17 protein-coding genes and 2 pseudogenes are annotated in these 25235 nt (G+C 42.0%); 4 read left to right on the top strand and 15 right to left on the bottom strand.

Annotated features, from left to right (window positions below; genetic code table 11):
- Positions 1 to 61: 61 nt before the first annotated feature.
- The 7 genes and pseudogenes from ITG09_05450 to ITG09_05420 all read right to left on the bottom strand — a co-directional run bounded on the left by ITG09_05450 (position 62) and on the right by ITG09_05420 (position 10186).
- A complete protein-coding gene (locus ITG09_05450) occupies positions 62 to 1318 on the bottom strand; it encodes a carbohydrate porin (GenBank protein UPR53070.1) in 1257 nt (418 codons plus the stop codon).
- Positions 1319 to 1492: 174 nt separating this feature from the next.
- The gene (locus ITG09_05445; protein UPR53069.1) at positions 1493 to 2506 is read right to left on the bottom strand and encodes an AraC family transcriptional regulator; all 1014 of its coding nucleotides are present in this window, start codon (positions 2504 to 2506) and stop codon (positions 1493 to 1495) included.
- A 441-nt stretch (positions 2507 to 2947) separates the two neighbouring features.
- Positions 2948 to 4090: a glycoside hydrolase family 5 protein gene (locus ITG09_05440; GenBank protein ID UPR53068.1), complete on the bottom strand. Its 1143-nt coding sequence runs from the start codon at positions 4088 to 4090 to the stop codon at positions 2948 to 2950.
- A gap of 257 nt (positions 4091 to 4347) precedes the next feature.
- Positions 4348 to 5670 carry an IS4 family transposase gene (locus ITG09_05435; protein UPR53067.1) on the bottom strand — a complete coding sequence of 441 codons (1323 nt, stop codon included), beginning with the start codon at positions 5668 to 5670 and terminating at the stop codon, positions 4348 to 4350.
- A gap of 460 nt (positions 5671 to 6130) precedes the next feature.
- A complete protein-coding gene (locus tag ITG09_05430) occupies positions 6131 to 7576 on the bottom strand; it encodes a sucrose-6-phosphate hydrolase (GenBank protein UPR53066.1) in 1446 nt (481 codons plus the stop codon).
- Positions 7577 to 7671: 95 nt separating this feature from the next.
- Positions 7672 to 8586 (bottom strand): annotated as a pseudogene (locus ITG09_05425) (aminoimidazole riboside kinase).
- A gap of 160 nt (positions 8587 to 8746) precedes the next feature.
- Positions 8747 to 10186 (bottom strand): PTS sucrose transporter subunit IIBC, encoded by a 1440-nt coding sequence (locus tag ITG09_05420; protein UPR53065.1) that lies wholly within the window; start codon positions 10184 to 10186, stop codon positions 8747 to 8749.
- A gap of 229 nt (positions 10187 to 10415) precedes the next feature.
- Between ITG09_05420 and ITG09_05415 the strand changes: the two genes are divergently transcribed.
- Positions 10416 to 11402 (top strand): LacI family DNA-binding transcriptional regulator, encoded by a 987-nt coding sequence (locus ITG09_05415; GenBank protein UPR53064.1) that lies wholly within the window; start codon positions 10416 to 10418, stop codon positions 11400 to 11402.
- Positions 11403 to 11569: 167 nt separating this feature from the next.
- Here ITG09_05415 and ITG09_05410 read toward each other — a convergent pair whose 3' ends face one another.
- The 3 genes and pseudogenes from ITG09_05410 to ITG09_05400 form a co-directional block, all read right to left on the bottom strand.
- Positions 11570 to 12943, bottom strand: a complete 1374-nt coding sequence (locus ITG09_05410; protein UPR53063.1) for a carbohydrate porin — start codon at positions 12941 to 12943, stop codon at positions 11570 to 11572.
- Between the two features lie 521 nt (positions 12944 to 13464).
- Positions 13465 to 14006 (bottom strand): annotated as a pseudogene (locus ITG09_05405) (tyrosine-type recombinase/integrase).
- A gap of 308 nt (positions 14007 to 14314) precedes the next feature.
- The gene (locus ITG09_05400; GenBank protein ID UPR53062.1) at positions 14315 to 15238 is read right to left on the bottom strand and encodes a LysR family transcriptional regulator; all 924 of its coding nucleotides are present in this window, start codon (positions 15236 to 15238) and stop codon (positions 14315 to 14317) included.
- Positions 15239 to 15359: 121 nt separating this feature from the next.
- Here ITG09_05400 and ITG09_05395 point away from each other — a divergent pair, with 121 nt between their 5' ends.
- Entirely contained in the window at positions 15360 to 16916 is a 1557-nt protein-coding gene (locus ITG09_05395; protein UPR53588.1) for a carboxylesterase/lipase family protein, read from the top strand.
- A 1225-nt stretch (positions 16917 to 18141) separates the two neighbouring features.
- Here the strand turns inward: ITG09_05395 and ITG09_05390 are convergent.
- Positions 18142 to 18609: a GNAT family N-acetyltransferase gene (locus ITG09_05390; GenBank protein ID UPR53061.1), complete on the bottom strand. Its 468-nt coding sequence runs from the start codon at positions 18607 to 18609 to the stop codon at positions 18142 to 18144.
- 511 nt (positions 18610 to 19120) lie between these two features.
- On the opposite strand from ITG09_05390, the gene ITG09_05385 reads away from it, so the two are divergent.
- Entirely contained in the window at positions 19121 to 20494 is a 1374-nt protein-coding gene (locus ITG09_05385; protein UPR53060.1) for a cysteine--tRNA ligase, read from the top strand.
- Positions 20495 to 20734: 240 nt separating this feature from the next.
- On the opposite strand, the gene ITG09_05380 is transcribed toward ITG09_05385, so the two are convergent.
- Positions 20735 to 21190, bottom strand: coding sequence for a GNAT family N-acetyltransferase (locus tag ITG09_05380; GenBank protein UPR53059.1), 456 nt, complete (start codon positions 21188 to 21190; stop codon positions 20735 to 20737).
- Between the two features lie 463 nt (positions 21191 to 21653).
- Here ITG09_05380 and ITG09_05375 point away from each other — a divergent pair, with 463 nt between their 5' ends.
- Positions 21654 to 22187 carry a hypothetical protein gene (locus tag ITG09_05375; protein UPR53058.1) on the top strand — a complete coding sequence of 178 codons (534 nt, stop codon included), beginning with the start codon at positions 21654 to 21656 and terminating at the stop codon, positions 22185 to 22187.
- Positions 22188 to 22753: 566 nt separating this feature from the next.
- On the opposite strand, the gene ITG09_05370 is transcribed toward ITG09_05375, so the two are convergent.
- The 3 genes from ITG09_05370 to csy3 all read right to left on the bottom strand — a co-directional run bounded on the left by ITG09_05370 (position 22754) and on the right by csy3 (position 25234).
- On the bottom strand, positions 22754 to 23152 hold the full coding sequence (locus ITG09_05370; protein UPR53057.1) for a hypothetical protein: 399 nt from the start codon (positions 23150 to 23152) through the stop codon (positions 22754 to 22756).
- Between the two features lie 435 nt (positions 23153 to 23587).
- A complete protein-coding gene (gene cas6f, locus ITG09_05365) occupies positions 23588 to 24193 on the bottom strand; it encodes a type I-F CRISPR-associated endoribonuclease Cas6/Csy4 (protein UPR53056.1) in 606 nt (201 codons plus the stop codon).
- A 9-nt stretch (positions 24194 to 24202) separates the two neighbouring features.
- A complete protein-coding gene (gene csy3, locus ITG09_05360; protein ID UPR53055.1) occupies positions 24203 to 25234 on the bottom strand; it encodes a type I-F CRISPR-associated protein Csy3 in 1032 nt (343 codons plus the stop codon).
- Position 25235: the final 1 nt, after the last annotated feature.

Below are 25235 nucleotides of genomic sequence, written 5' to 3'. Positions count from 1 at the left end.
CTTATCGTTTATGTGTCTCTAATACATTTTAAAAAAATACGGGGTCAAGCGTTCACCTCAGCTAGATAAATATTCTTGCCCTTACACCAAACACCCAAGAGCTGCTTTCACCAGAGAACGCAGGATCTTTGATGTATTGGATGTCCGGCGTTACTTGTAAATGTTCACCAAATTGCATGTTGTAATACAGTTCAGATGCCCACTGTTGGTCTGAGTTCGCATTTGGTTGTAATACTTCTTCGTTAATCTCTGACCAGTTGATGGCAAATCCTAAGTTGTTCTTAGGTGAGCCAAGGCCAAAGTAGCCTAACCCAGCACTCAGAGATTTATCGTACAGCGCGACTTGTCCTTCAGAGACACCGCCCCGCACAAAAGGCATTAATTGAGGTGATAGAAACTGACTCCAAGAAAAGTTAATGCCTTTTCCGCCATCGGTATAGCCAGGCCCTGGATAACCCAAATTATGTCGAGTATCGTCGCCAAAATGCCACAAAGTAATATGGACGTTGTCGGTATAAATCTGATCGTGTGATGCGGTCCAGCCTAGTTCCAAGGTAGAGAAATACGAGGCGTCACTGCCAAATACGGTACTGAACCCTTCGAAGATATCATCGGATTCACCATTTGCATCAGCGACACCTGCGACAAGGTAAAAGCTCTCATTAATCATGTGTCCTGCCGATAGAGCAAGTACGCCGTCGTCGGGAAGCCCCATGACTCCAGAGCCTGTTGAGAAAGCCAGATTAGTAAAGCCTGACCACGGACTTGCGAGTGCATAGACGTCAACATAGTTGGTTACGTCTTGCCAGCCAATGATGATAGTGCCTTTGCCGTCGTTGATTTTCTGTTTCCAATTCAAGTCGGTAACACGAAAGCCTTGATCGCTGAATGCTGGGGCAATTAGACCTACATAGCCGATATTATCCTTATCGATAAACCCAAAATTCTTTGGCGAGCTATCTCCATAAGCGTGGCGATGCTCTATCTTCCAGACCAAGCTACCACTGTTGCTCGTCCCTTGATTGAATAGGCTCCATGAGCCATAAAGTCTCGCGACACCAGACGCTGCATTGATAGAATCCCCATTCGCCCCATTATTTGAGGTTATACCAAGTGAAAAGTAGTCTGCACCAAAGCTAAAACCGTTAGCTGCTAACTTTTCTCGCCAATCGAGCTGTTGCTGCTTTTGCTGAGCTATAGTGTTTTCGACAGAATCTGGGCTTTCAAAATTTGCAGATAGTGCGGGAACAACGTGAAACACGCTAACAATGATGGAACACAAAGGGAGTATCTTTTTGTGCTTAAAGAAAGTTCTCATTCAATCGATTTCCTTTTCGACAAGAGAGTTTTTCGAACAAGAAAATGTTAATTAACTGACATTCTTGTAATTAAGTTATTAATAAATATGATGCTTTATGATATTAGCAGATTAAAAAACACATTCAACAGCCACTTGATGACTGCAAGATTAGCCTTTTGAGTAGAAACTCTATTATCTAGATTGCTTACGATAAGTCGAAGGTGATTGATTGAAGATACGTTTGAATGAACGTGAAAAGTGCGCCGAGTCAGAGTAACCAAAACGATTTGCAATCTGGGTGATAGACTCGTCACTAGAGTGTAAGTGATAAGCTATTTTTTCAAAGACAAGTTCTTCTATACACTGTTTATACACAATGCCCTCCGAACTAAGTCGTCGTTGTAACGTTCTCACATTCATACGCAATATTTCTGCGGCAAGTTTGATGGGTAATTTACCCATAGATAAATAGGGTGAGATAGCCAATTCAAATTGTTCTTTGAAGCTCAATGCATTGAGGTCCTTCGAGGACACCACAACTTCCCTACGCTTAACATTAGCCTCTATTTTCACTGGTGCGAAAAGTAGCACCTCTGATATTTCAACGGCAGTCACAGGCCTTTCTATAAAGAACTGAGCCTGATCTAGTGAAGACAATTTGGAAAAATCTTCGATACAAGGGCTTTGAACACCAATCCTGTTGGGGCTCCATTGGTTATTAGTTAGAGATCTTAAAAGTTCAGCCATATAAATAACAGAAAACATTTCAGCGTACTTAAACCATACATCTTCTACACCGATTTTCTCCCTAACTAACCACCATGTCCCCCCTTTCTGTTCGAGATAAACATTGGTTGCAGTAGATTCATTTGTAATGTTTTTACAAAATTGTTCTAGCGCATCTTTTAGGGAGGTCGTCTTAGAAATCGTCATAAGCATACGTGGAATAAAAGACTCTTTGCATGATCGAAGGAATAACCAACCGAGTCTGTCATCCTCTAGATGTTGCGCCAAAACCTCCAAACAATTTTTTAAACAAGACTCAGGTAAGTACTCATAAGGTGTGTCTTTGTGAATATCATTGGGTATCGTCGCGGCTCGCAGTAATGCGTATGTTTTGTCGTCGATGTCCTTAAACATAGACGCAAAAAACTCAACACTTTCACGTGAAACTAACGGAATATCAGAAACCTGATTACTACTCATAAAATGAACTCGCCATAACAAAATTTATGCTTTTTAAGAAGTGATAATAGTAAAAGATTATGTATCTTCCTATTATATTTTTAGGTTAAGTTCTTTCAAGAGAATGAGCAAAGCAATAAGAGCCACTTTTGAGTGGTAGACGCGCATTTTTGCATTTTTAAGGCTCGCGAGATTGGAAAGCGAAAAGTAACGCGATTTCCAGATGTGCTGAGTTTGAATTATTTTTAGTAGGGGAAACGCATCAGCAGAACATAAATGAGAATTTACTCTGAATTGCTTTGGGGCAATTCTGAGTTACGAAGTGCCATCTTTGACGGTTCTGGCCAAAAACGTTTTAGGCGTGCTGATCTAAAACGTTTCTTATGTTTGAACTCAACGCCAATGCTGTTTCCTTAATTTCTGTTCAACGTGTCCATATGAGCTATGTTCAGTGTCGTTGCCTTACTTATCTGTAGGAATAAGTCCCTCGATCAGTGCAGATCGCCACTGCTTTGCAATTGGATCATAAGCACCAAATCCAGAACTATAGTGCCAACTAAAGCTCCGCTTTTCCGACTCTCTTGCTATGAAGGCTGTCCAAGCTCTTTGATCTAAGGGATTTGAGACTTTGCTATAGACACCAAACTCTCCGATATTGATTTCAAATCCACGTCCTTGCTTATTATTCCAGGCAGAGACTGCATCTAAATAGTTATATAGCGTCTGCTTTTCAGCATCAATGCCCAGCCAACGCATTCCAGCCCAATCGCTAGCACCATCAACCCACTCAGCTCCTTGGTGGGTGAACTTAAATGGTTCATAAAAGTGCACTGTGATAATGGTGTTGTCAGGCGTTGATTCTTGCGGCAGTTTTAGATCCGGCAGTTTGAATGGCCCTCCCCAATCAGCCGTGCCAATCATGATTTTTCGTTGGCCTAGAGAATTGTTCTGGGTATCGGCATTGTCTTTCCACAGTAGGCTAGTTAGGTCGTCGATAAGTAGGTTCCACTGATCGACACCCACCTCTTCATGCGGCTCATTGAGTAGCTCAAAGACAAGCTTATCTTCTGGATATTCATCCAATGGGAAATGTGTGGCTAATTGGTTCCAGATTGCATTGAGTCTTTGTCTGTGGTGTTGAAACTCACCTTTGTTGTAGAACATTTCGTTGTAGTGATGGGTGTTGATGATCACGCGCAGATCTTCTTGAATCGCCTCATCAACCACTTGCTGAACTCGAGATAGAAATGCTGTATCAATAGTAAATGGGGCGTTTTCCAGCGCATGTGCATTCCAGCGAACAGGGATACGTACACTCGCAAACCCGTGGCTTGCAATATTACCAAAATCACTCGCTTGAATGGTTAGATCACCATTCCATTCGCCCTCGTAGTTAGGGGACTCAAAGAAGTTACCCATGTTAATACCGCGACCCAGAAAGCTCTTATTGAGTCCCTTACTTTTGTTCCAATCATAGAGGTCGGTATAGTAAGACTCATTGAGCACGACTGGGGCGTTGCTGTTGTGCGTGTTTGAGCTACATCCTGATAATGTTATAGCGCAAATGAGGCTCACGCCAAGAGCATGGTGTTTTGCTAATTTCAAAGGTGTTTCTCCATAAACTCAGTTGGAGTTAGTGGAGCATAAAGAGTTACTGGGATATATATAATTACTCACAAGTTATTGTTTATATTTGCCAAATAACTTGCTCCTCACATTTCCATGAAACAAAATAGGCTGTCGTGAATGAAGAAAATAAGCCATGTTGCTAGAGCTTTCATCATGAAAAAAGTAAGTTAAGTGATGATAATTTCAGATAGCAAAAAGCCGCTCATAAAGAGCTAATGCCGTTCGGATAAGCATTACTGCTTGAACCTAAACGGATATTTGGCTGGAACAAAGAGGACTGAACGTGGAAACGTTCGGTCCTTTCTTTTATCTGGAAGAATGAAGTGACTCAGACTTTCTCTCATCCTTTTAAGTTTGACTGGTAGGGTTCCGTCTGGACTTAAAGCTAACCAACGTAACTGAGCATCTATAAGGTTAATTGCAGCAGTAAAGCTTACCCTAGTTGCTCGAACCCCGGCTTCTGAAGCTATCTTAACCATCTCTAATCGCACTAAGTTATAGGCGAGTAATACGCCCCAAAGCTCTTGCTTCACACCGGCAGAAAAACGACTTCGTAAAGTGACGTGGCTTTGCAGTTGAGTCTGTTTTATTTCACCATAACCCTCTTCAATCTCCCAGCGTTGCCAATAAATACGCAGCAAGCTTTCTAGCGAGTATTTACTAGGGTCTGTAAGTGAAGTAATAAAACCTTTTATCTCACCTTTTGGCTCTTGATATAAGACTAATCTGGCCTCCCAACGTGCGGGTAAATTTGGGTTCTGCCGTTGAGCTTGAGGAGAGATAGGCATTGAAATGAGCATATCGTTCTCAGCATATTTCTCCAACACTTCATAGCGTAGCTTACGTTTTGCAGGCATTAACCAGTGAGCATTTTCCGCACTCTCTTGCCACGACAACAAAAGGTCTGCCGAGAAATAACAACGATCAAATAAGGTCAATGAGTGTGCGGGGATATCATTGAATAGGCGCTTGGCTAGGGTCGTTTCACCGACATGACAACCATCAAAAGCTGCCCCCATAATCATTCGTGTTTCTGTTGACATCAAAGCGACTAAACGAAGTTGAGGGTAAGGTTTCAATTTTTTAGAGATGAACCCAAATTCTTCAGCGTTCTCTGTGGAATCTTGACACCTAAATGTTGTCCCATCGACAGCAAGAACATTAAGCCCTAAGTCTTTGTCTTGTTGAAGGATATCTTCGCGCCAAGCCTTTACCGTTGTGTGAAACAGAGCCGCTAACGGACTCTCATCTAGACGTCGGCGTGAATCAGTTAGGACACTGGGTGCAACACGAGACCAACTATCTTCAGGTTTAGGCTGAAGTGCGATGTCTAATGAACTGCATACCTCTTTGATAGACATGTTGCGTTGCAGTCCCATCCAAATAACTAACCAGACAGCTTGCTGAGCGGGAAGTCGGCGTCGTCTTATGCTCGCTTTATTGGTTTCAAGAAGAGCTTGTTCTATCCACTCAATCTGAATGGCGTCGACGACAGATTCATAATTGTCGGCATCTTCAATGGTCTCGTGTGCCATTGCTAATTCTTGTTCAAGCATAAAAAATCCCCATCAACATTGTTGATGAGGATTATCTTCTAACTGCAGGATCGTTCAAGTCTTCTTAAACGATCGGCATTAGCTCATAAAGAGCGGCTTTTTTAAGGGTGATGCTTGCAACGTAAGTCTTCATAACGCGAACAAACTATCAACAAGTTAAAATACCATTTGCAACATAAGTTCACATAACATTGCATCAAAAGTCTGCAAATTTTAACAATAACCCAAATCCAACGTTGTAAAATTACCACACCCTTATGAGCCCTCCGAAAGCATAGTGAGCATGTGTGTAACACACTTTTGGACAATTTCGTGTTATATGAAATGCTAATTTAGCATTTAGCGGATAACTTGAGGTATAGCAAAGCCTCTAATGTAGCGGCCCAATTCACTGACCACTACAGAAATGCTTCAGAACAATACAAACCACTCGTAAAGTGGTTTGTATAATTGTAACAACTTAATCATCTAGCCCTTTAATTTGGCTCATCGAGTGATAAACGGTTTTTAAGTCACCAGTAATCGACAACGAACTCAAGTCATCAATGAAGAAACGGCTGGTCATTGTATGCTTACCGCCATTGATAAAGATTTCGATCACTGACTTATCGACATAAACTTCGATGGTTTGCTTGGTGCTCAACCTCGGTGCTTTTCTCACCAAACCAAACTCTTCCGCGTAGAGCTGAGACATCTTACTGCGATCAAGCATGAACTCCGTTTCTGTAGCACTGAACACAATATTATCGCCCGCAGAATTAGCAATCGTTAACTCAAACTTGCCCGTTTCCGTTTCAAGCTGAACAATGAAGCTGGTTGTATCCAGTTCAAGAACGCTCTCAACCACAACAGCTTCACCTTGCAGCGCTTTCAATTCAGGTAAAACAGATTGAACAAGATAACCATCTTGGATTTTCAACTCACGAGGTAATGACAACATACCCGCCCATTGGTGCACTACAGATGGAGCGTCGATATCAGGAAGGCCTACCCAAGCAATCAAGATCCGGCGACCGGAATTGTCTAAGTAAGTCTGAGGAGCGTAAAAATCAAATCCGTAATCAGGCTGCGCGATATCTTGATGGTTTTCAAATTCCATCGAATCTAAATTCAAACAATCACCAACAATGTAAGCCACTGAGTAAATGTTTTTAAAATCGTACGGATTATCGCTAGAGACACCTTGTGGAGAAAACAACATCACTGACTGGTTATCTATCTCGAAAAAGTCAGGGCATTCCCACATATAGCCAAGATTTTTGTAACGAGTTTGAATAGAACCTTTATGCTGCCAGTTCATGAGATCACGACTTCTGTACAGCGCCATTGAACCACGTTTTTCTTGGGTCTGAGCCCCAACAACCATCAAGTAATCGTCACCGTCCTTCCACACTTTTGGGTCGCGGAAATGTTCTGTGTAGTGTTCATTTTCGATAACCACACCATGCTTTTCTATTTGCCCTTTGACAGACATCTTTGCAAAACACTGAGTTGAGGACCTTTCCCAGTTCTCATCACGATGATTTCCCGTGAAGAATAAAATAGCTTCGTCGTTTTCAACGAGAGATCCACCAGAATAAACCCCATGAGAATCGTAGTCTTGGTCTGGATGCAGTCCAATGCCATGGTCTTCGAAGTGAATAAAATCTTTTGTCGACAAGTGATACCAATACTTCATGCCATGAACAGGGCCAACCGGCGTCCATTGGTAAAAAATATGATGCTCGCCGTTGAAATAGCACAAACCATTCGGGTCATTCAGCAAGCCAAATTTGGGAGCAATATGGTAACCAGGGTATCCAGAATCTTGCTTACGCTGTTTTACCATCGCATCCATACTGTCTTGAGAAATCTGCTCTACGCGACAGTACCTTTGCTCTACTGTCCAGTTCGAATTCAAACTCATACATTCTCCTCAGTGTTTGTCGCACTTGAGATGCCTTGTTTATTAGACTGAGCCGAGATGGCAACTTGGTCAGCAGCAACAAACTGTTCAGGAGTAATAAACTGAGCAAGAGCGTCTTGCGTTGGAAGTGCTGTCATCGCACCCTTTTGCGTCGTTGCTAGAGCACCACAACCATTTGCCCATGTAACTGCAGAATCAACGACTTGCTGATTGTCCCACCCTTCGTGTTGAGAAAGCTTTGCAAGCAAGCCGCCAACAAAAGCATCGCCTGCACCTGTAGTATCCACTGGAGTAACCGAACGACCTGAAATCAATACGCCTTGGTTTTCAAATACTCGCCAGACGCCTTTCGCGCCCTGCGTAACCAGAACAAGCGTGTTTTTGAGATCAGCAATATGAGCCAAACCTTGGTCCATCGAAGTCGAATCGGTTAGGAAATCCAGTTCTTCTTCTGAAAATTTAACCACATCAGCCAGCTCAACGGCTTTCATGACAACAGGTTTTATTTCAGATGGGTTTTGCCACACTTCATCGCGAAGGTTTGGATCGAAGCTGATGTAACCGCCCGCGGATTTCATGCGTCGGATTGCTTCAAAAGTGCTGCTACGGCTTGGTTCATTAGCCAAAGAGATTGAGCAGACGTGTAACCACTCGTTTGTCTTAAATACGGGAATGTCTTCAACAGACATAAACTGGTCGGCACTTGGTTTAACCATAAACGTAAAGCTGCGCTCACCTTGGCCATCAAGATCAACCACCACAGTGGATGTACGTTGTTCAGGGTCCTTCACCAAACGCTCGGTATTCACACCTTCTTTTTGCAAAGCCTCTTCCATAAAAGCGCCAAACGGGTCATTACCCACTCGGCCAAAAAATGCACTTTTGCCTAACAGGCGAGAAATCGCCACAGCGACGTTAGCTGGAGCACCACCAGGACATTTTAACAACGTCGTATCAGTCTCCGGAATGAGGTCGACGACGGCGTCTCCAGTTACCCAAACTTGATTCATCTTGCTTACCTTAAAATTCAAACTCATGACAACCAACCGCAATGTAGCTATTCAAACTGTCATGCAAAAATAGAAAAAGACTAGCCAAGTTAATTTACTCAGCTAGTACCCCAAACATAGAAAATGAAGTGAAGGGGGGACTTCACTTCTAGGGAAAGTACTAAGCTATGGCTTTTGTGTTCTGTTTACTGCGCTCACGCAGATTTAAAACGACGGTCAATACAAATGCAGTGATGAACGCGATGATCATCCCCACCACGTAATAGCCAATTTTTTCCGGTGATATGGAAATAACACCTGGAATACCCGCTGCGCCAAGCGCTTGTGCTTTCACATTAAACATAGTGATAAACGCACTTGAAACCGCTGCGCCACAAACCGCAGCAATAAATGGGTAACGAAGTTTTAAGTTCACACCAAACATTGCAGGCTCAGTAATACCAAGCAGGCCTGTTACACCAGAAGGAATCGCAATACTCTTCATTTTTGTATCACGAGTCATGAAACCAACCGCCAGTGCCGCAGCACCTTGTGACACGTTAGACATCGCCGCGATAGGGAAGATAAAAGTACCACCAGTCGTTGCAATATCTGCAAGTAACTGCGTTTCGATAGCGATAAAGCTATGGTGCATACCTGTGATAACAAAAGGCGCATAAATCAAACCAAGTGCCGCACCACCTATAAAGCCAGCACTGTTGTACAACCAGTTCAGTCCATCGCCAAGTAGGAAGCCAATGTCGCGAGTAAACGGACCGACAACAGTGAATGTTAGCAACCCCGTCACAAAAATGGCCAACATAGGCGTTAACAGATTATCTAAAACAGAAGGAATAACCTTACGAAGACCGAGCTCTACTTTAGCTAGAATAAACGCAGACACTAAAACCGGAAGTACGGAGCCTTGATAGCCAACCTTCTCAATCTCAAAACCTAGAATATTCCAAACAGGAATGTTGCCCGACACTGATGCTCCGCCAAACCCCCAACCATTTAATAGGTCTGGGTGAACCATCAACATACCTAAGGCTGCACCTAAATATGGGTTGCCACCAAATTTCTTACTCGCTGAAAATGCTAATAAAATAGGTAAGTAGACAAAAGGAGCATTAGCAAATGTGTTGATCATGCTTGCCAAGTCGGTTAAAGCCGGATTGACGTCGATTATGGATTTGCCATCAATAAACAAGCCTTGAGCCGTTAATAGATTGTAGATCCCCATCAACAGACCACCAGCAACAATCGCCGGAATAATTGGCACAAAAATATCAGACAACCCTTTCACGGCTTGTTGAACAATATTTTGATTATCAGCTCCAGCAGACGCCACCTCTTTGGTAGACATCTCCGTCATCTCTGTCAACCTAGACAATTCAACATAAACTTGATTAACAATTCCGGAGCCGAAGATAATTTGATATTGACCCGCAACCTTAAACTGGCCTTTAACCCCATCAAGGTTATCTATCGCCTTTTCATCAATTTTGTCTTGGTCCGCAACAGCAAGGCGCAGACGAGTCGCACAATGTGCGAGTGCAGTGATATTACTTTTACCACCTAATAGAGTGAGCAACTCTTTTGCTATTTTTGGATAATTCATTACATACCCCATTGGATTATCATTTGAGCCTTCGAATTTTCGGGAACGTTTGCAAAACAAATTTTTGCCTATAAAGAACAAATGATCAAAGATAACGATTCAATAGTGTGAGAATGATCTTCAAATTGTCTCCCTAGGATGAAGTGACAAGGTTAAAATCGTCTTGCAAACAGGGAAATTTGATGCTCTGTTTGCAAACAATCCCAAAACTAAAAATGGATAATGAATAATGGCTAGTCTTCATGATGTCGCTCGTCTCGCAGGAGTTTCCAAGTCGACGGTTTCTAGAGTAATCAACGATGAATATGGTGTAAAAGACGCGACCAAAGTGAAGGTGCGGAAAGCAGTCGAAGAGTGTGGCTATCTCCCAAACCAAGTCGCTAAAGACTTAAAGTCTCAGAAAACTAACCTGGTTGGGGTGATTGTTCCTAGGGTTTCTTCCCACGCCACCTCTCAAGGTGTCGACGGTTTAACCGCAGTATTAGAGCAAGCGGGGAAACATGTTCTTTTAGCGAGCACACACCAAAAACACCACAAAGAACTCGAATATATTCAAATATTTAATCAAAAACGTGTAGAAGGAATTATCCTGTACGCAACTCACCTAGACGATCAATTAGTCAAAGCCATTCAAAGCTCTGCAGTACCTGTTGTATTGGTTGGTCAAGATGGCTCTATGTTTAACATCCCAAGCATTGTTCACGATGATGCACGTGTAGGGTTCGAAGCGGGTAATCGCCTCATCTCGAAAGGTTGTAAGAATATGGGATTCATTGGTGTACAAGGCGATGACATCGCGGTTGACAAGATGAGATCGGAAGGGTTTACTCAATCGCTCCAATTCAACGACCTCACACTGCAATTTCACGCGCGAGGCGACTTCACCATAGATTCCGGCTACCAGCTGGCTAAGCAGTCTCTCAAAGAGCGCAAGAAGCTCGACGGCCTGTTCTGTGCCACTGACCGTATCGCAATCGGTGCGATCAGAGCGATTCAGGAAGCAGGGCTCGTTCCAGGAAAAGATGTCTTGGTGCTCGGTGTGGGTGACGATGAACTCGCTTCAGTATGTACACCAACGCTTTCTACGTTTAACTATGCATTTGATAAAGCGGGAGAAAATGGAGCCAAACTGTTGCTCGACCGTATTGAGAAAAAAGGCTTTGAAATGAGTAAAATGGTGCTGACCTTCACCACCATTGACCGAGAATCTTGCTAGTTAATCAGTTCAACAGCTGGCAAAAAGAGCCAGAGTATTAACTAGTCAAACATCTAAACACAGATGCCAAAATGCCAACCCACAAGTTAAAACGATAAGGTTGGCATTTAATGATGCAAATATCACATCATGATTGGCACTCTCTATCTAAACGATATATCAAGCAATTAGAACCAAGTTTCCATCTGAAGAGCAAATAGAACCTCGCCGCCCTCTCCCATCGTTGCTGCATCTGCGTCAGTGCTGATCGAGTAACCATTCAGGTCTTCACTCCAGTCCACATAACTCACAGCAAAACGCAGTTCTGGTCGATCAAAAAAGCCGGTACTGGTTGAAAGCTTTAACGTTGGTGCCACTGTGGCTTTGTAGAAACCGCCGCTCGCTTGCTCTGTCGAGTTGTCCAAATCCATGTACTGCAAGGAACCTTCGTAAACCATCTCAAAGTTTTCTGTGAACTCTTGAGCTAATCGAACGTTTAAAGAAGCCCATGTGAACTCGTCATTCTTCTTCAATCGGTCTTGGCTATGCTCTGCCATTAACGCAGGGGTTAAACGCCAGTTGTCATTAATGCGAGTCGTACCGTAACTAAACAGGCGCACTGCTTTTGCATCATCAAGTAAATCACCATTTGAGCCGATGCCTTTTAGTTCCGCACCTAAACCGCTGCCAATTAACATACCGGTCTTAGAGAAGCCTTCGCTCAAACCAAAGAAGTTATCTCCATGGTAAGCAAGCATCGCGTGTACACCGCCTTCAGCAGCACCATTTAGGCGGCTATCGTTATCTGCTGAAGTCATGCCACTCAACATAACTTGCCATTGGCCAATACGGTTATTCATGGTTGCAATGTAGTTTTCAATATCCGTCGATGGGCTATCGATCTCGCCAAAGTCTCGACCATAAATCGAAAAATTAGCTTTCCAGTTGTCCGCCATCTGGACATCGTATACACCCGCGCCTGTGCCACCTAAGAAAACGATATCTGAGTCGAAAAAGTGAATATCAAAATTATCGCGATCGAATCGTTTACCCGCCCAGAACGCGGCTTGAGAAAACGCTTCTGACTCAGCGAACATAGTTAACCCACTTAATTCTGAATAGATTTGTCGCACATTTAGTTGGCTTTCACTCGCTGTCCAGTCGTTACTTGTTTCGGTACCATCTGACATCATGAGGCTAAATAATGCGCGAGAACCGTCATCATTGAAGCGCTTATACTTAAAATTGGCATCAACGTAATTATCATCTTCAACCCCTAAACGTCCAATAGGCGCACCAATCGCACCCGCCGCTGTCATGTAAGGACCAGTACCTGTCGCGCCGTTTAGGTCGTCGTTGATCAATAACCCAGAGCGCGCATAGCCGTGAAACTCAAACGAAGAAGCCTTTTCATTGGCTTCGGTAGAAACCTGCTCCGTTTGTGCAACTCTTTGTTCTAATTCATTAATACGTTGCTCTAATGCTGCAACGTCTTCACTTGCTAATACCGATGTAGTCATTAGCCCCATTGTTACAGCAACCGCTAAAGTGTGTAGTTTCATTCTTATGTTCTCACGTTAATTGTTTTGGATTCCTTGCAAACGTTCCCCAAATAATTCGTAAGCGCATTTCGGCTTATACTTTTGATGTATAAGCTCTATATCGAAGAAGAAATAGAAATCAGTCGTGTTGATTACTTCACTTTTGTATCTGGGTGGATGATAGATTGATACTTTCGGGAACGTTACCGAAAATGCGTAATTCTGATAACTTTGTCACAAGTGAAATTGATTAATGGGCGAAAAATAGTGTATCGCGCACATTGAAGTCTTTAGCATGAGTCAGTTGCGCAGAAAAAGTCATAGATAAACCAACAATGGTACACTCTATGTCATAGATGAGGCGCGGAAGGAATGGTTATTACCCGATACTCTGAATATATCTATAATAAGCAATTCATGAGAAAATTTAGCGAAAACCACATGACCGATGTTTGAGAGGCTGAGCAGCGCTAGCACAGTTTGGGGCAACAACTTGTTTGAATACCAGCTAGTGAGCCCCTAAGAAATGGGGTTCATTTCAACTAACAATCAGTGTTTTCTGAAAGTAACAATGCGTCTTCTAGTTCAACACCAAGGTAGCGGATTGTGTTATCTACCTTTGTATGCCCTAGTAAAAGTTGCACCGCTCTGATATTTTTCGTTTTCGCATAGACTAATGTCGCTTTGGTTCGTCTCATTGAGTGCGTGCCACACAAGTTTTGATCTAATCCAAGATTTGATGCCCACTTTCTAACAAGGTATCGATAGTACGAACAGCTAATTGGTTGCAGCTTCCGTCTTTGGCTTGGGAAAAGAAAATCGTTAGAATTTAGAGAAGCAATCAAAATCCATTTCATTAGACTTTGTTGAGTTCTTATCGTGATTTCAAATTGAACTTCAATGTCTGTTTTTCGCTGAATATGCTTAACGCTATTAAATATTCTATCTTGCAAAGAGATATCGCAAACCCTGAGGGGGAGCAAGTCACTAGCTCTAAGTTTACTGTCGATAGCTAAGTTAAGTTAAGTAGCGCAAGTTGCATCAAACTATTTTCAATCTCTAGTCTGGTTCTGATTCTCCAAATCTCTTCAAGCCGAAAAGGCTTTTTGACGCCACTTCGTTACGTTTTGCTAAAAACCATCATGATGACCTCCTTATTTATTTGGTCATCACGATTGTAGTTAGAAGGAAATGGACAATTCTGAGGTACGAACCATCGGACACTCTGAACTTACATAACTTCGAATATCGCAACTATACGGGCAACAATTATGCAGCAGTCCAAATTAACTCATTCATTACATGCTGAGAATACGAAACCTTTAAAAGGATAGAAGTAACTAACCGGTTAACTAGGGTACATTGTTACTTGGTTTCATTACCAATATAGCTTCATAGATCAATTTTAAGCATATGATCATGTTTAATCGATAAATCTTCTTGTAAAAAGTCCAACAAGTATCGATGTAACTTAGGCTGGTATTGTCTTGAGGGATACAGCGCCCATATGCCAACAGGGTTCACTTGACAGTCTGCTAGCAAAATAGTGAGAGCTCCAGCTTGTGCTTCATTGTCAATAAAAGGCAGAGGTAAACACGCTATACCTTTGCCATTAATAGCTGCATTAAGAAGTATGGAACTATCATTTACAGAGTAGTTACTTGTGACCGTCACATTAATGGGCTGAGCAGATTTAGAGCCGACCTTAGGAACAAACAGCCAATCATTGCCTATTCGTTTGTGGATCAAGCAATTATGATCGAGTAAATCTTCGGGAGATAAAGGAGCCCCATGTTCTGCTAGATATTGAGGGGAAGCGCAAACCACCGATGGACAATCAGCCAATTTCTTTCCAATTAAAGATTCGGGCAGGTCATTGCTCAACTCGATAGCCATATCAACCCCATGTTTTATCAAATCCAGTGACTGATTCGACAGCGTGAGATCGACTTTAATGTCAGGGTACTTAAGCATGAATTGTTCAATAGCTTGGGCAAGATAACCCTGACCAAACGAAATGCTGGTAACCAGTGAAATTCTTCCTTTAGGTTGAGAGTGCTGTTCTTGGGCTAAGCTATATAGTTGGGCATTCTGCTCTAAAATATTCTGGCAGAAAGGCAATAAATCACGACCCGCGTTAGTGATACCTAAGCTTCTTGTTGAACGATACAGTAAACATACACCTAAAGACTTTTCCAACGCGGTTATATGCCTAGTCGCCATGGATCGTGACATTCCTAAAGCCTCAGATGCTGCCGTCAGGCTTCCTAGATCGACAGTAGAAACGAAAACTTCCATTGAAACAATTCTATCCATACACCCTCAATAGTTCGATTTATGCAACAATCTATTGACGTATAGCATATATATCAACTTCAAACTAGGTTTTATACTGACCTTCTATTCCAATACCGAGCCGAATGAAATGAAAAAAACAATGGTACTAGTCGCATGCCTCAGTGCAGGTTTAATTCAAAGTAATACACTATTTGCCCACACCCAAAACTCTGAAAACTCAACTGTGGCAATCATTGAGTCTGGTAAACTTATGGGAAGCAACCATGATGGTGTGACCACATTTTATGACGTTCCATATGCGCAAAACCCTTTTACGACAGATCGCCGATTTCAAGCTCCGCAAGCATACGAAGCTTGGAGTGGAATATTAGATGCAACAAAAGCAGGCCAACCCGTTCCACAACCAAGCCGAGGTAAAAACACCACCTTGGTGGGGGCTCCCGGACATCTTACTCTGAACATATGGACACCGACTAACGCCATTGCTACCAACAACAAGGCATCAAATGAAAAGCTGCCTGTCATGGTGTGGATCCCAGGCGGTGCATTTATCCGAGAAGACGCTGCAGAGTTGGCTTATGATGGTACAAACTTTGCGAAGAACAACGTGATCGTTGTAACGATCAATTATCGCGTAGGCGTTGATGGCTTCATGCACCTTGAAGGCACACCGGATAATCGCGGCATTCTTGATCAAATCATGGCTCTTAAATGGGTACAAAATAACATCGAAGATTTTGGTGGAGACCCTAGCCAAGTGACGGTCGCAGGTCAATCAGCCGGGGCTGAAAGTGTTGCCATTTTATTAGGTACCGAAAAAGTCGAAGGCCTATTCCAAAAAGCCATTATGCAAAGCCCCCCAATGGCATTTTTAACCCAAAAAGAAGCTCAGAAAATCACACAAAGCTATACTGAAAAACTGAACATTCCAGCCACCGTTGAAGGTTTATCGTCGGTCCCATTTCCTGAATTAGTTAAGAACGTTATTGATATGGGCTATACCATACAAGATCGTGACAAATGGGGAATGCTGTCGTGGGGAGGCACCGCATTTTTGCCCGTTGTTGATGGCGATATCATTGTCGAGTCTCCAATGAAAGATCTTACCAAAGCATCACCTTCCATTCCGGTCATTGTTGGTAGTACCGATCAAGAATCACGACTCTACTTGGTACCAAGTGGTGCCGTTAACAATACGAAGGAAGAAACGAAGTCACTATTATTGTCAGATTTGTCATTGGAAGGTTGGCCTGCGGGTGTGTATTCAACAAAAGATAAAGGAAAGTCTATTGGAGACACGTTTGCCGACATTCAATCTGATTTTACGTTTAGAATGCCAGCACTGCACATTGCTCAACAGTTAGCTAAAAATGACAACAAAGTTTGGCATTATAACTTTTCTTGGATGTCACCTGCGTTTGAGGGTCAATTAGGAGCCGCACACTTTGTTGACGTACCGTTTGTGTTTAATACCACTGACAACGAACAAACAAAAACATTTGTCGGCTCACAGCCTCCAGTTGAACTTATTAATGCCATGCACAACCAATGGCTAACATTCATCAAGACAAGTAAAGCTGATTGGTCTCCTTACAATTTATCGGAACGACCAACAATGCAATTTGATGTTACATCGGAACAGGTCAATGACCCTGATAGCTCAGTTCGAAAATTGTGGAAAGATTTTGAATTCTAAGTGAATCTGTTCAGATATTGGATGAAGACTGCTGGCATCTATTAGATTAGAGAAATTTAGTAATCACGTGGCTTGGGCTTTGCTATTGATAGGTTTAACTAAGAGATAATGGGGCAAAACCTTGCTAGTGCTTTTGCTACATTAGCCAGAGCTTTGTGGTGTAGTGGTACATTGACTATTCATGATTTATCCCATTAGGCGTAACCATTACAACCTTGGCTGAGTTTAGATTGGATAAAAATAAAGAAAGTCCCCTACCAGAAAATCACATAACTCCCGAACTTTTCGTTCAACACGCTTGGAATATGGACTTAAGGATTTTTGCCGCTGACTAGGCGGTAATTCACCCTGATTTCATCAAACATGCCTCCATACTCGCCGGTAAAGAAGGCATTGATGTTCACGATTTAGACTTTTCAGAATACGGCACGGCAGCGACAGCGACAGCATTATCCGCAAAAGAGAATTCAGGTTTTCTTGAGGCGCTTGAAGATGGAAGCAAAAAATCTTTACTGTGGTTTGTTACTTTCGACTCGCTCGCGCCCTTGAATGTCGCTGTTACATACTCGCTTCGTACCGCTTTAACGACGAGACAAGCAAGCAACACAGTCAGTATTTATCGCAACTAAAGCGTCACTATTAATGATGTTTGCAAATCGTGAAGCTCCTTTTTATCAAAGCCATTTTAGATTGACAGACTATAGCAGCTAAGCGAGTAGCTCATTCAGCTTGAACATATTTAGTGAAACTGATCAGCAAATAAGCCTGATTAAAGGGACTAGGTATAGAAAGCGGTAAAAACAGGAAACATTCGACAAAAGATCACCAAGCCTAACCCTTGTTGGACAAGACACTTGGAAAGCTTCAGATAGCAAAAAGCCGCTCATAAAGAGCGGCTTTTTTAAGGTGATGCTTGCAACATAAGCCTTCATAACGCGAACCAACTATCAAAGAGTTAAAATACTATTTGCAACATAAGTTCGCATAACATTGCATCGAAAGTCTGCATATTTACAAAACTACTAAAATTCAACGTAGTAAATTTACTACGCTCCAATTAATCCTCTAGCAGACATAATCGACATGTGTGTAACAAACTTTTGGACAAAAGCTTGCTAGTGCCTTTGCTAATTTAGAAAACTATGAATAATCACAGGTATTGCAAAGTTGTTGGGAAGAGCTAGTGCGATTTTACTCATCGCACTAGCAAGAAGTCTTGTTAGTCCTAAATAGCCCAACGGAAATACGGTCTCTTACCATCCATTCGTTCGACTTCTGCACCTAACTTCTTGTAGAAATTATGAGCTTTGGTGTTGTGTGGGCTAGCTGTCCATGAAATGTGAGAACTCAACGATTTTTCAGCTTCTAGTTTTAGAGCTTGCATAAGTCCAACGCCAAACCCCTTTGACCGATGCTTATCAACAACTAGCAGGTCATCAAGCCAAATAGATGGTTCTCCAATAAAGGAGGAATAACGATAATGAAACAAGGCGAACCCCTGAACTTCGCCATTGGCTTCCAATAGCAGTGCGTGAGCAAACGGATAATCACCAAATAAGGTTCTTTCAATCTTCTCTTTGTTCGTAGAGACTTCACCGTGAAATCCTTTCATTTTTCGATCGAAAGCGGCTTTGTGTCCAATAAGTTCTAGCAACTTGCGTGAGTCTCGTTTAATCGCTTTTCTTACATTCATTCTATTCGCTCAATCCACTAGTTTTTATGCAATTCGATAGATTAGATTACGTGCATTAGTAATTTTTAGTCAAGCTAGTGTAACTGAATAGAAGCTTTTATTTCGCCTGAAAAGAAAAGGGGCAAAGACGTGTTTGCTGAGATCGGCGTCAGCACGTCTTTGGACAGAAATGAATTATAGCTTCAGCTAAATTAGCAATTCATGGATAACTAATAGTATGGGAAGTAACTAAGTTTAATGCCCCCGTTTTGATAGTACGGGTGACGTCCATTACTACCAACGATGACGCTCAACATAGTCATCGAATAAATGTATTGCTTTTGTTAATTATCTATTTTATTTTAAAAAAATGACGCTGATAACTACTTCCACTCAAATTCTATGTTGCTGTTGTAAATACCTCATTTACGGCCGCTTTAGTGTACCTATTATATAGCAAACCTATCGCACTCTTTCCTAGGCCGTTGATGTTTTCATCCACGGCCTTTTTGTATTTATAAGGATATGATTTATGAATCAAGCTACACTCCAGCTCTTTAATACCCTTGATAGAACACTTAGCCCGTTTTATACGATTAAACCTCGTGAGGTTGGCCTCTATGCATGTGGCCCAACCGTTTATGACTATGCACATGTCGGTAACCTGCGTACCTACTTGTTCGTTGACCTTCTAAAACGCGTACTACAGCTCAATGGATATCATGTTAATCATGTCATGAACATAACCGATGTTGGGCATCTGGTGTCAGACGGTGACACTGGAGAAGACAAAATGGAGAAAAGCGCACGTAAACAAGCTAAATCAGCTTGGGATATTGCTACATATTTCGAAAAGGCATTTTTTACTGATCTCGAAAGGCTCAACATTCTCAAACCTTCTATCACTTGCCGAGCAACCGACCATATTCAGGAACAAATTTCGTTTATTCAGTCACTCGAAGTTAAAGGCTATACCTATCGAACCAGTGATGGTATTTATTTTGATACAGACAAACTACCCGACTACGGCAAGCTTGCACGATTAGATAAAGAAGGTTTAGAAGCTGGCATTCGCGTTGATATGGCGGAGAAAAAGCATCCGACAGATTTTGCACTTTGGAAATTCACTGGCGAACAGAAAAGGCAAATGGAGTGGGCAAGCCCATGGGGAAATGGCTTCCCAGGGTGGCATATTGAATGTTCAGCGATGGCAGAAAAGTACTTGGGAGAAACCTTCGATATACATATCGGTGGTGAGGATCACATCCCTGTCCACCACACCAATGAAATTGCACAATGCCAAGCGAAAAACGGTCATGTACAAGCAAACTTTTGGTTGCATGGTTACTTCTTAAATATGAACAATGAGAAAATATCTAAGTCGGGTTCTACACTACGTTTAGAAAGCCTAATCGACAAAGGTTATGACCCTCTATCTTATCGTTATTTAACTCTAACCAGTCACTATCGTAGCCAGCTCAGTTTTACTTGGGAAGGATTGAATGGCGCACAAAAGGCACTGCGTAGATTAAGAAAAAAAATCACTGGCATGCCTGACGGTGGTCACGTTGACAACCAGTTCAAAGCTGAATTTCTTGCACATATCAGCCGTGATTTGAACACGCCACAAGCACTCGCTTTACTATGGGAGGTCACCGATAGCTCCATAGAGCCTGCCAATAAAAAAGCGACACTACTTTATTTTGATCAAGTATTTGACCTTGATCTTGAAAAAGTTGAACAGGTCACTATTCCAAAGGAAGTTCAGCAGCTCGCTGAGCAACGTCAATGTATGAAACAACAGGGGCGATTTGATGAGGCAGATACAATCCGAGAGCAAATTCGAGCTTTGGGATATCAAGTTAACGATAGTACTAATCAATCGAGTGTAACCAAGTTACTTTAACTAAAATCACCCGCTTTACCGAATAAGAGGTTAGCAATAGCCTCTTATTTCTGGGTTATAGGCTAGTTTGAGCTCACACCGAAATTCATAAGGCTCGGATTAGAATTTGGTAGGGCAAACACACGCCCCAAATATGTGTAGAGTATTTAATCTAACCAATTCCAGGGCAGATCTGTTTTAGCCGCTAGCCTCATAAAAAGTCAACGGTCGAAATAGCGATTCAGCAATTGTTGTTTTGCACTAATCGAAAATTTCTTTTTGATATTTTAGTAACCACTCGTCGCCGTCTTCACCACAAACCACGAAACCTAACTTCTCGTATAGCCGTTGAGCTGCCAAATTTATCTTCCAAACGGACAAAGCTACATCTTTGCCCTCTGGCTGAGCTTGTTCGATTAGGTTGCGAATTAAAGTTCCGCCAACACCTATACCATGAAAGTCGGGATGAACCTGAATTAGGTCTAAGTAGTAGCGGTCCTTATCTTCTTCAAATACCACCCGCCAGAAGCCCGCATCTTGACCATCTACTTGGATGATTTGCGCTGCTTCTTCATACTTCCACATAATATTACGTTCGTAGGCTTCGCGTGATACATCCCCCCCAACTTCTATAAGGTAATCATGCATAGTGACATCACGTAGATGTACAAGGTAATCCACATCACACGATTGAGCTTTACGTAAGGTTACTTTCATAGTCGACTCTCAAATATTTTTCTACATTCGCTGCTAATGTTATATAGATGATGTATAGCCTCTGAAAATATACGTTAATGAAAAGAGGCAAAAAAGTATTAACCATGTTCACATGGGACGATTTGTCCCGTCAACTCATTGTTGGACAAAAGCTTGCTAGTTCCTTTGCTAAATTAGAAAACTATGAATAATCACAGGTATTGCAAAGTTGTTGGGAAAAGCTAGTGCGATTTTGCTCATCGCACTAGCAAGAAGGTTAGATTAGTTTAGGTGCGGACTAAGTGCCATTACGTTAAATTCAATTCATCACATTTAGCTACATGTTGCCTTCTAACATTCAAAAAATCAGTTTAAGTCTTTGATATCATGTTGACCATGAAAGGTTAAATAGGCATAAATCAACGCATAAATACGACCTATCACCGTATAGAAAGCGTTATACGACCTAAAGGAAATGATATTTATGGATAAATTTACAATACTTCAAGAACTTGGGGCAGGTGACTTTCAGCACCTTAACGGTTCATTGGAAGCACACTTGAAAGGAACTGAACAAGTTCTGATTAACTGGGGTAGTAGCGAGTTACTTCAAATCGCAGGTCTTTTTCATGCCGCATATGGAACAGCAGGTTTCGATGAAAACATGGTGTCGTTAAACCAGCGCCAAGAAATAGCGCGAATTATTGGTAATGATGAAGAAGCATTGGTTTATTTGTATTGCTCATGCGACCGAGACTATGTATTCCCTCAATTTGGAAAAGTGCTAGAAATCCAATTTAAAGACAGATTTACTGGTTCAATATTCAAACTCGATAGTACAACGGTAAAATTGTTTTGCGAGTTAACGGTCGCTAATGAGCTAGAGCTTGTTTATAACAGTGAAGAGTTCAAGCTCAAATATGGTGCTGAACTATTTGAACTGTTCCAAGGTATGGACAGCTACTTAAGTACCGAAGCTAGAAAGGCGTACAAATCAGCATTGTCGAATTTCGCATAACAACAACGGTTCAAGATGGATTCGCAACGCGTGGCGTTAGAAATCTGGTAGTTATTATTCCTATTATGTAAAATCCGTCAATTTGCGCTCAGAAACAGCCCTTATAGCAAGTCAAACGCTCTTAGCGAAGGTTTTAGACGGTTAATCAAGGCTATATGATTCTATGCCGCCTTAAAAGTTTGTAACGATTTCAGTGCGATTTACAGAGCAAAAACCAGCGAGTTCATTTGAGTCAAAAACTGCACTCTGACACCCATTTTCGTACTTTATGAGTTTTGGGTGTCGGATTATATATATTTGGTCAAAATTAACCCAACTGAGTGCGTAGGCTTTTTGATGAAACCAACAATGGGGCAGAAATAATTCACGAAACAGGTTGTACCGCAATTGTGCAACAGGCTGTTGCACAATTAGAAGATTGGAGTTGTTGCAGAATTGGCAACAACTGAGTTTTTCCTCGAAACCTTAGTAATTGATACTAGAAAAGGATGTATCCGAGTATTAAGCCCACAACCATTATGATGATACTGGTTAATGTCATATTGTTGTCGACCCATTCATCAAGCTTATTCATTCGAAGTTCCTCTTTCTTTGCTAATCATGTCAAAACCATGTTCAATACCATGAGTTACTTCACGTAAGAGTGTCTTATTTGGTGAATTCAAATTAGCTATAACCCGACCAATTTCATTGCCCAAATCACAAAGCTCAATATCACCATCAGGAAGGCGATCAAGTGCTAACTTGAGGTTTGAAAGAAAAATATCTGGGTTCACAAAGCCTGAACTAAGCTCATCGAAAACCTCATTTCGGTTAGCCATTAAATCATCTGTAATCCGCTCTACCTCGTCGGCGAAAGGCACCCAATCAGGCTTTGTTTCGGTCTTGGTGAGTAAATCACTGTGGGCATTATAAGGAGTAATCCCTTCTAACAGCTCTTTTTCGGTCAGCTTTTTCTTGCTCATCTCATACAACCTAGCAGGAATTTTAGATAAGTTGCAGTATAGCAAAATCAGCTAGACTACCGTTAGAGTGAATGCGCTTAAACAAACTTCGCGGCATTTCCATGTTAGAAAGTGGGACGAATAAAACCGATTGTAAACAAACAAAAGCCACCAAGCTTAAACTTGATGGCTTTGATTTTAACTGCTTGTTCAGCAGGAAGGTTGCTTTCTTCCTGGCCTATTCTTAACTGCCTATGCGGCAGGACACATCGGTACAACTAACTTTGATATGTTCAGTAGTTTCTTAGCTGCCTATGCGGCAGGACACTGTTAACTATAGTCACTAAGCTGTTAATTCTATTGGTTTTACATTACAAAACCCCAAAATACCCTTTTTATTCTTAGTTCTGTAAGCCCTTGTTTTTAAATCTCTAAAAAAGAGCTTTAGAAAGAAGGTCAAAAACGAAACTCAGGTACCGTGCCTTTTCTTTCTTGATTGGTGGCTAAACCATAGCTATTAAAGTTTGCTGCAACACGCTCACCGACAAACTCCTTTTGCACAAACAAATTATAATCTTCCCCTGATGAACCGCTGGAGATTGGTATTCGATGAAAACTATCGATGACACGCTCTTCATTAGTGGCTGGTAACGATGGTTCAACACCAGATAGTTCGGCTCTAGCCATGCTTCGTTTGATCCGACGTTTCTTGGAACCCAGAAAACTTTTCCCGATCGTTTGGTTACGGACAAACCGCACCTCAGCCGCAGTGTCTGGCACCTCACATACACTGGAGATCTCAAATAAACCTTCATTTACCATCACAGAGAAATAGGGCTGAAAAGAGAGTCCAACCATCATCTCTTTATCTTCGGCAACAAAAGCTATGGTTTGACCAACCGTAGCATCACTCCAGTCGGGAAAGCTCACACCTATTTTATTCATGGCTTGTCGGTTATTAACCATAAACAAGTGCATTTGGGATATACACCGGCCTGCCAATAATTCATGGTCGGCTTGTGCTGGTATGTAACGTATTAAGAAGTAGTAACGCTTTGTCATCATTATTCCTTACTTCGCCTTGGAACAATTGAAGAGGCCGCCTTTGATCAAGACAGACATGATGAAGTGCACATCATTTGGGATGACTTGAGAAGCTGTCATACTTTCAATCCAGCTCTCTGTATTTCTGAGTAGTTGATAGAAGTCATTTCCATGGGACACGTGTCGCCTTGCTATCACGTATTCTCGATCTGCCCCATATTCGTTCACTCTTAATGGTTTATCTGCGTTTTCATGCCACCAATCGTCAATCGATTGCAACGCGGCTCCAACTTTTTGACCATGAAACGCAACAGTTTCCTTTCCGTTCAAGAATTCTACGGTAGCTAACTGCTTAGTAGGAACACCATCTTCTCGGCTATCTAAAAACTCTTGGCTTGGGTAAACCTCATCTCCCCAACCAACTCCAATTTTAGCTTTGACATCCATATAGAAATATTCGGTTGGGTCAGCCAGAGCTCGCATCAAATAAGCGGTAAGTTTTTCTAGGCATTCTGCTGACGCTTCATCCCAATGACCATACCAAGAAAGCCTTGTTGCGTTTTCTACAATCAAGGTTTGTGAATCACTAGTGGTCACTTCTATCGACAATTTTCGACACTCTCTGTTTCTCCAAAGCCAAGTACCAAGCAGAATGTTCTTCGCGTATCGTAGAGCAAGTTCCTGATACCCATTGAGCTCTTTATAAGTATTAGCCAGTAACGAAAGTTTACTGCGCACTTCATCGTCACTACAGATATCTGGGGTTAGAGAATTTGCTCGAATTCGAAGGGGGAATGCACAGTAGATATCATCTACACCCGGCTTTACGTAACACTCTTCGATGAACTGAGGATTGGAGTAAGCTAAGTCTTGTGGAGCAACATTCTTTTTTACGAACTGGCCCCCTTTATACGCTTCTGCATAACCACCTTTTGGTGCGCGCAGCCTAGTTCTATCAATTTCAAGGGGACACATCTCACCACTTTTGGATAGATAGTAGAAATATGCTTTGCCAGCAGAGAGTGATCGAACGTAGTTCAGCTGAGTGCAAAGTTCCATA

Source organism: Vibrio cyclitrophicus (assembly GCA_023206055.1).
Lineage (GTDB): Bacteria > Pseudomonadota > Gammaproteobacteria > Enterobacterales > Vibrionaceae > Vibrio > Vibrio cyclitrophicus_A.
The sequence above is the reverse complement of the archived record's forward strand: the minus strand, read 5'-3'. Positions and strand labels throughout refer to the sequence as shown.

What these genes read in the sequence shown, in the direction of transcription:
- ITG09_05380 (UPR53059.1), bottom strand. Translation starts at nt 21,190, where the DNA reads ATGAAAGTAACCTTACGTAAAGCTCAATCGTGTGATGTGGATTACCTT.
- ITG09_05415 (UPR53064.1), top strand. Translation starts at nt 10,416, where the DNA reads ATGGCTAGTCTTCATGATGTCGCTCGTCTCGCAGGAGTTTCCAAGTCG.
- ITG09_05400 (UPR53062.1), bottom strand. Translation starts at nt 15,238, where the DNA reads ATGGATAGAATTGTTTCAATGGAAGTTTTCGTTTCTACTGTCGATCTA.
- ITG09_05385 (UPR53060.1), top strand. Translation starts at nt 19,121, where the DNA reads ATGAATCAAGCTACACTCCAGCTCTTTAATACCCTTGATAGAACACTT.
- csy3 (UPR53055.1), bottom strand. Translation starts at nt 25,234, where the DNA reads ATGGAACTTTGCACTCAGCTGAACTACGTTCGATCACTCTCTGCTGGC.
- ITG09_05395 (UPR53588.1), top strand. Translation starts at nt 15,360, where the DNA reads ATGGTACTAGTCGCATGCCTCAGTGCAGGTTTAATTCAAAGTAATACA.
- ITG09_05390 (UPR53061.1), bottom strand. Translation starts at nt 18,609, where the DNA reads ATGAATGTAAGAAAAGCGATTAAACGAGACTCACGCAAGTTGCTAGAA.
- ITG09_05450 (UPR53070.1), bottom strand. Translation starts at nt 1,318, where the DNA reads ATGAGAACTTTCTTTAAGCACAAAAAGATACTCCCTTTGTGTTCCATC.
- ITG09_05370 (UPR53057.1), bottom strand. Translation starts at nt 23,152, where the DNA reads ATGAGCAAGAAAAAGCTGACCGAAAAAGAGCTGTTAGAAGGGATTACT.
- ITG09_05410 (UPR53063.1), bottom strand. Translation starts at nt 12,943, where the DNA reads ATGAAACTACACACTTTAGCGGTTGCTGTAACAATGGGGCTAATGACT.
- ITG09_05375 (UPR53058.1), top strand. Translation starts at nt 21,654, where the DNA reads ATGGATAAATTTACAATACTTCAAGAACTTGGGGCAGGTGACTTTCAG.
- cas6f (UPR53056.1), bottom strand. Translation starts at nt 24,193, where the DNA reads ATGACAAAGCGTTACTACTTCTTAATACGTTACATACCAGCACAAGCC.
- ITG09_05430 (UPR53066.1), bottom strand. Translation starts at nt 7,576, where the DNA reads ATGAGTTTGAATTCGAACTGGACAGTAGAGCAAAGGTACTGTCGCGTA.
- ITG09_05435 (UPR53067.1), bottom strand. Translation starts at nt 5,670, where the DNA reads ATGCTTGAACAAGAATTAGCAATGGCACACGAGACCATTGAAGATGCC.
- ITG09_05420 (UPR53065.1), bottom strand. Translation starts at nt 10,186, where the DNA reads ATGAATTATCCAAAAATAGCAAAAGAGTTGCTCACTCTATTAGGTGGT.
- ITG09_05445 (UPR53069.1), bottom strand. Translation starts at nt 2,506, where the DNA reads ATGAGTAGTAATCAGGTTTCTGATATTCCGTTAGTTTCACGTGAAAGT.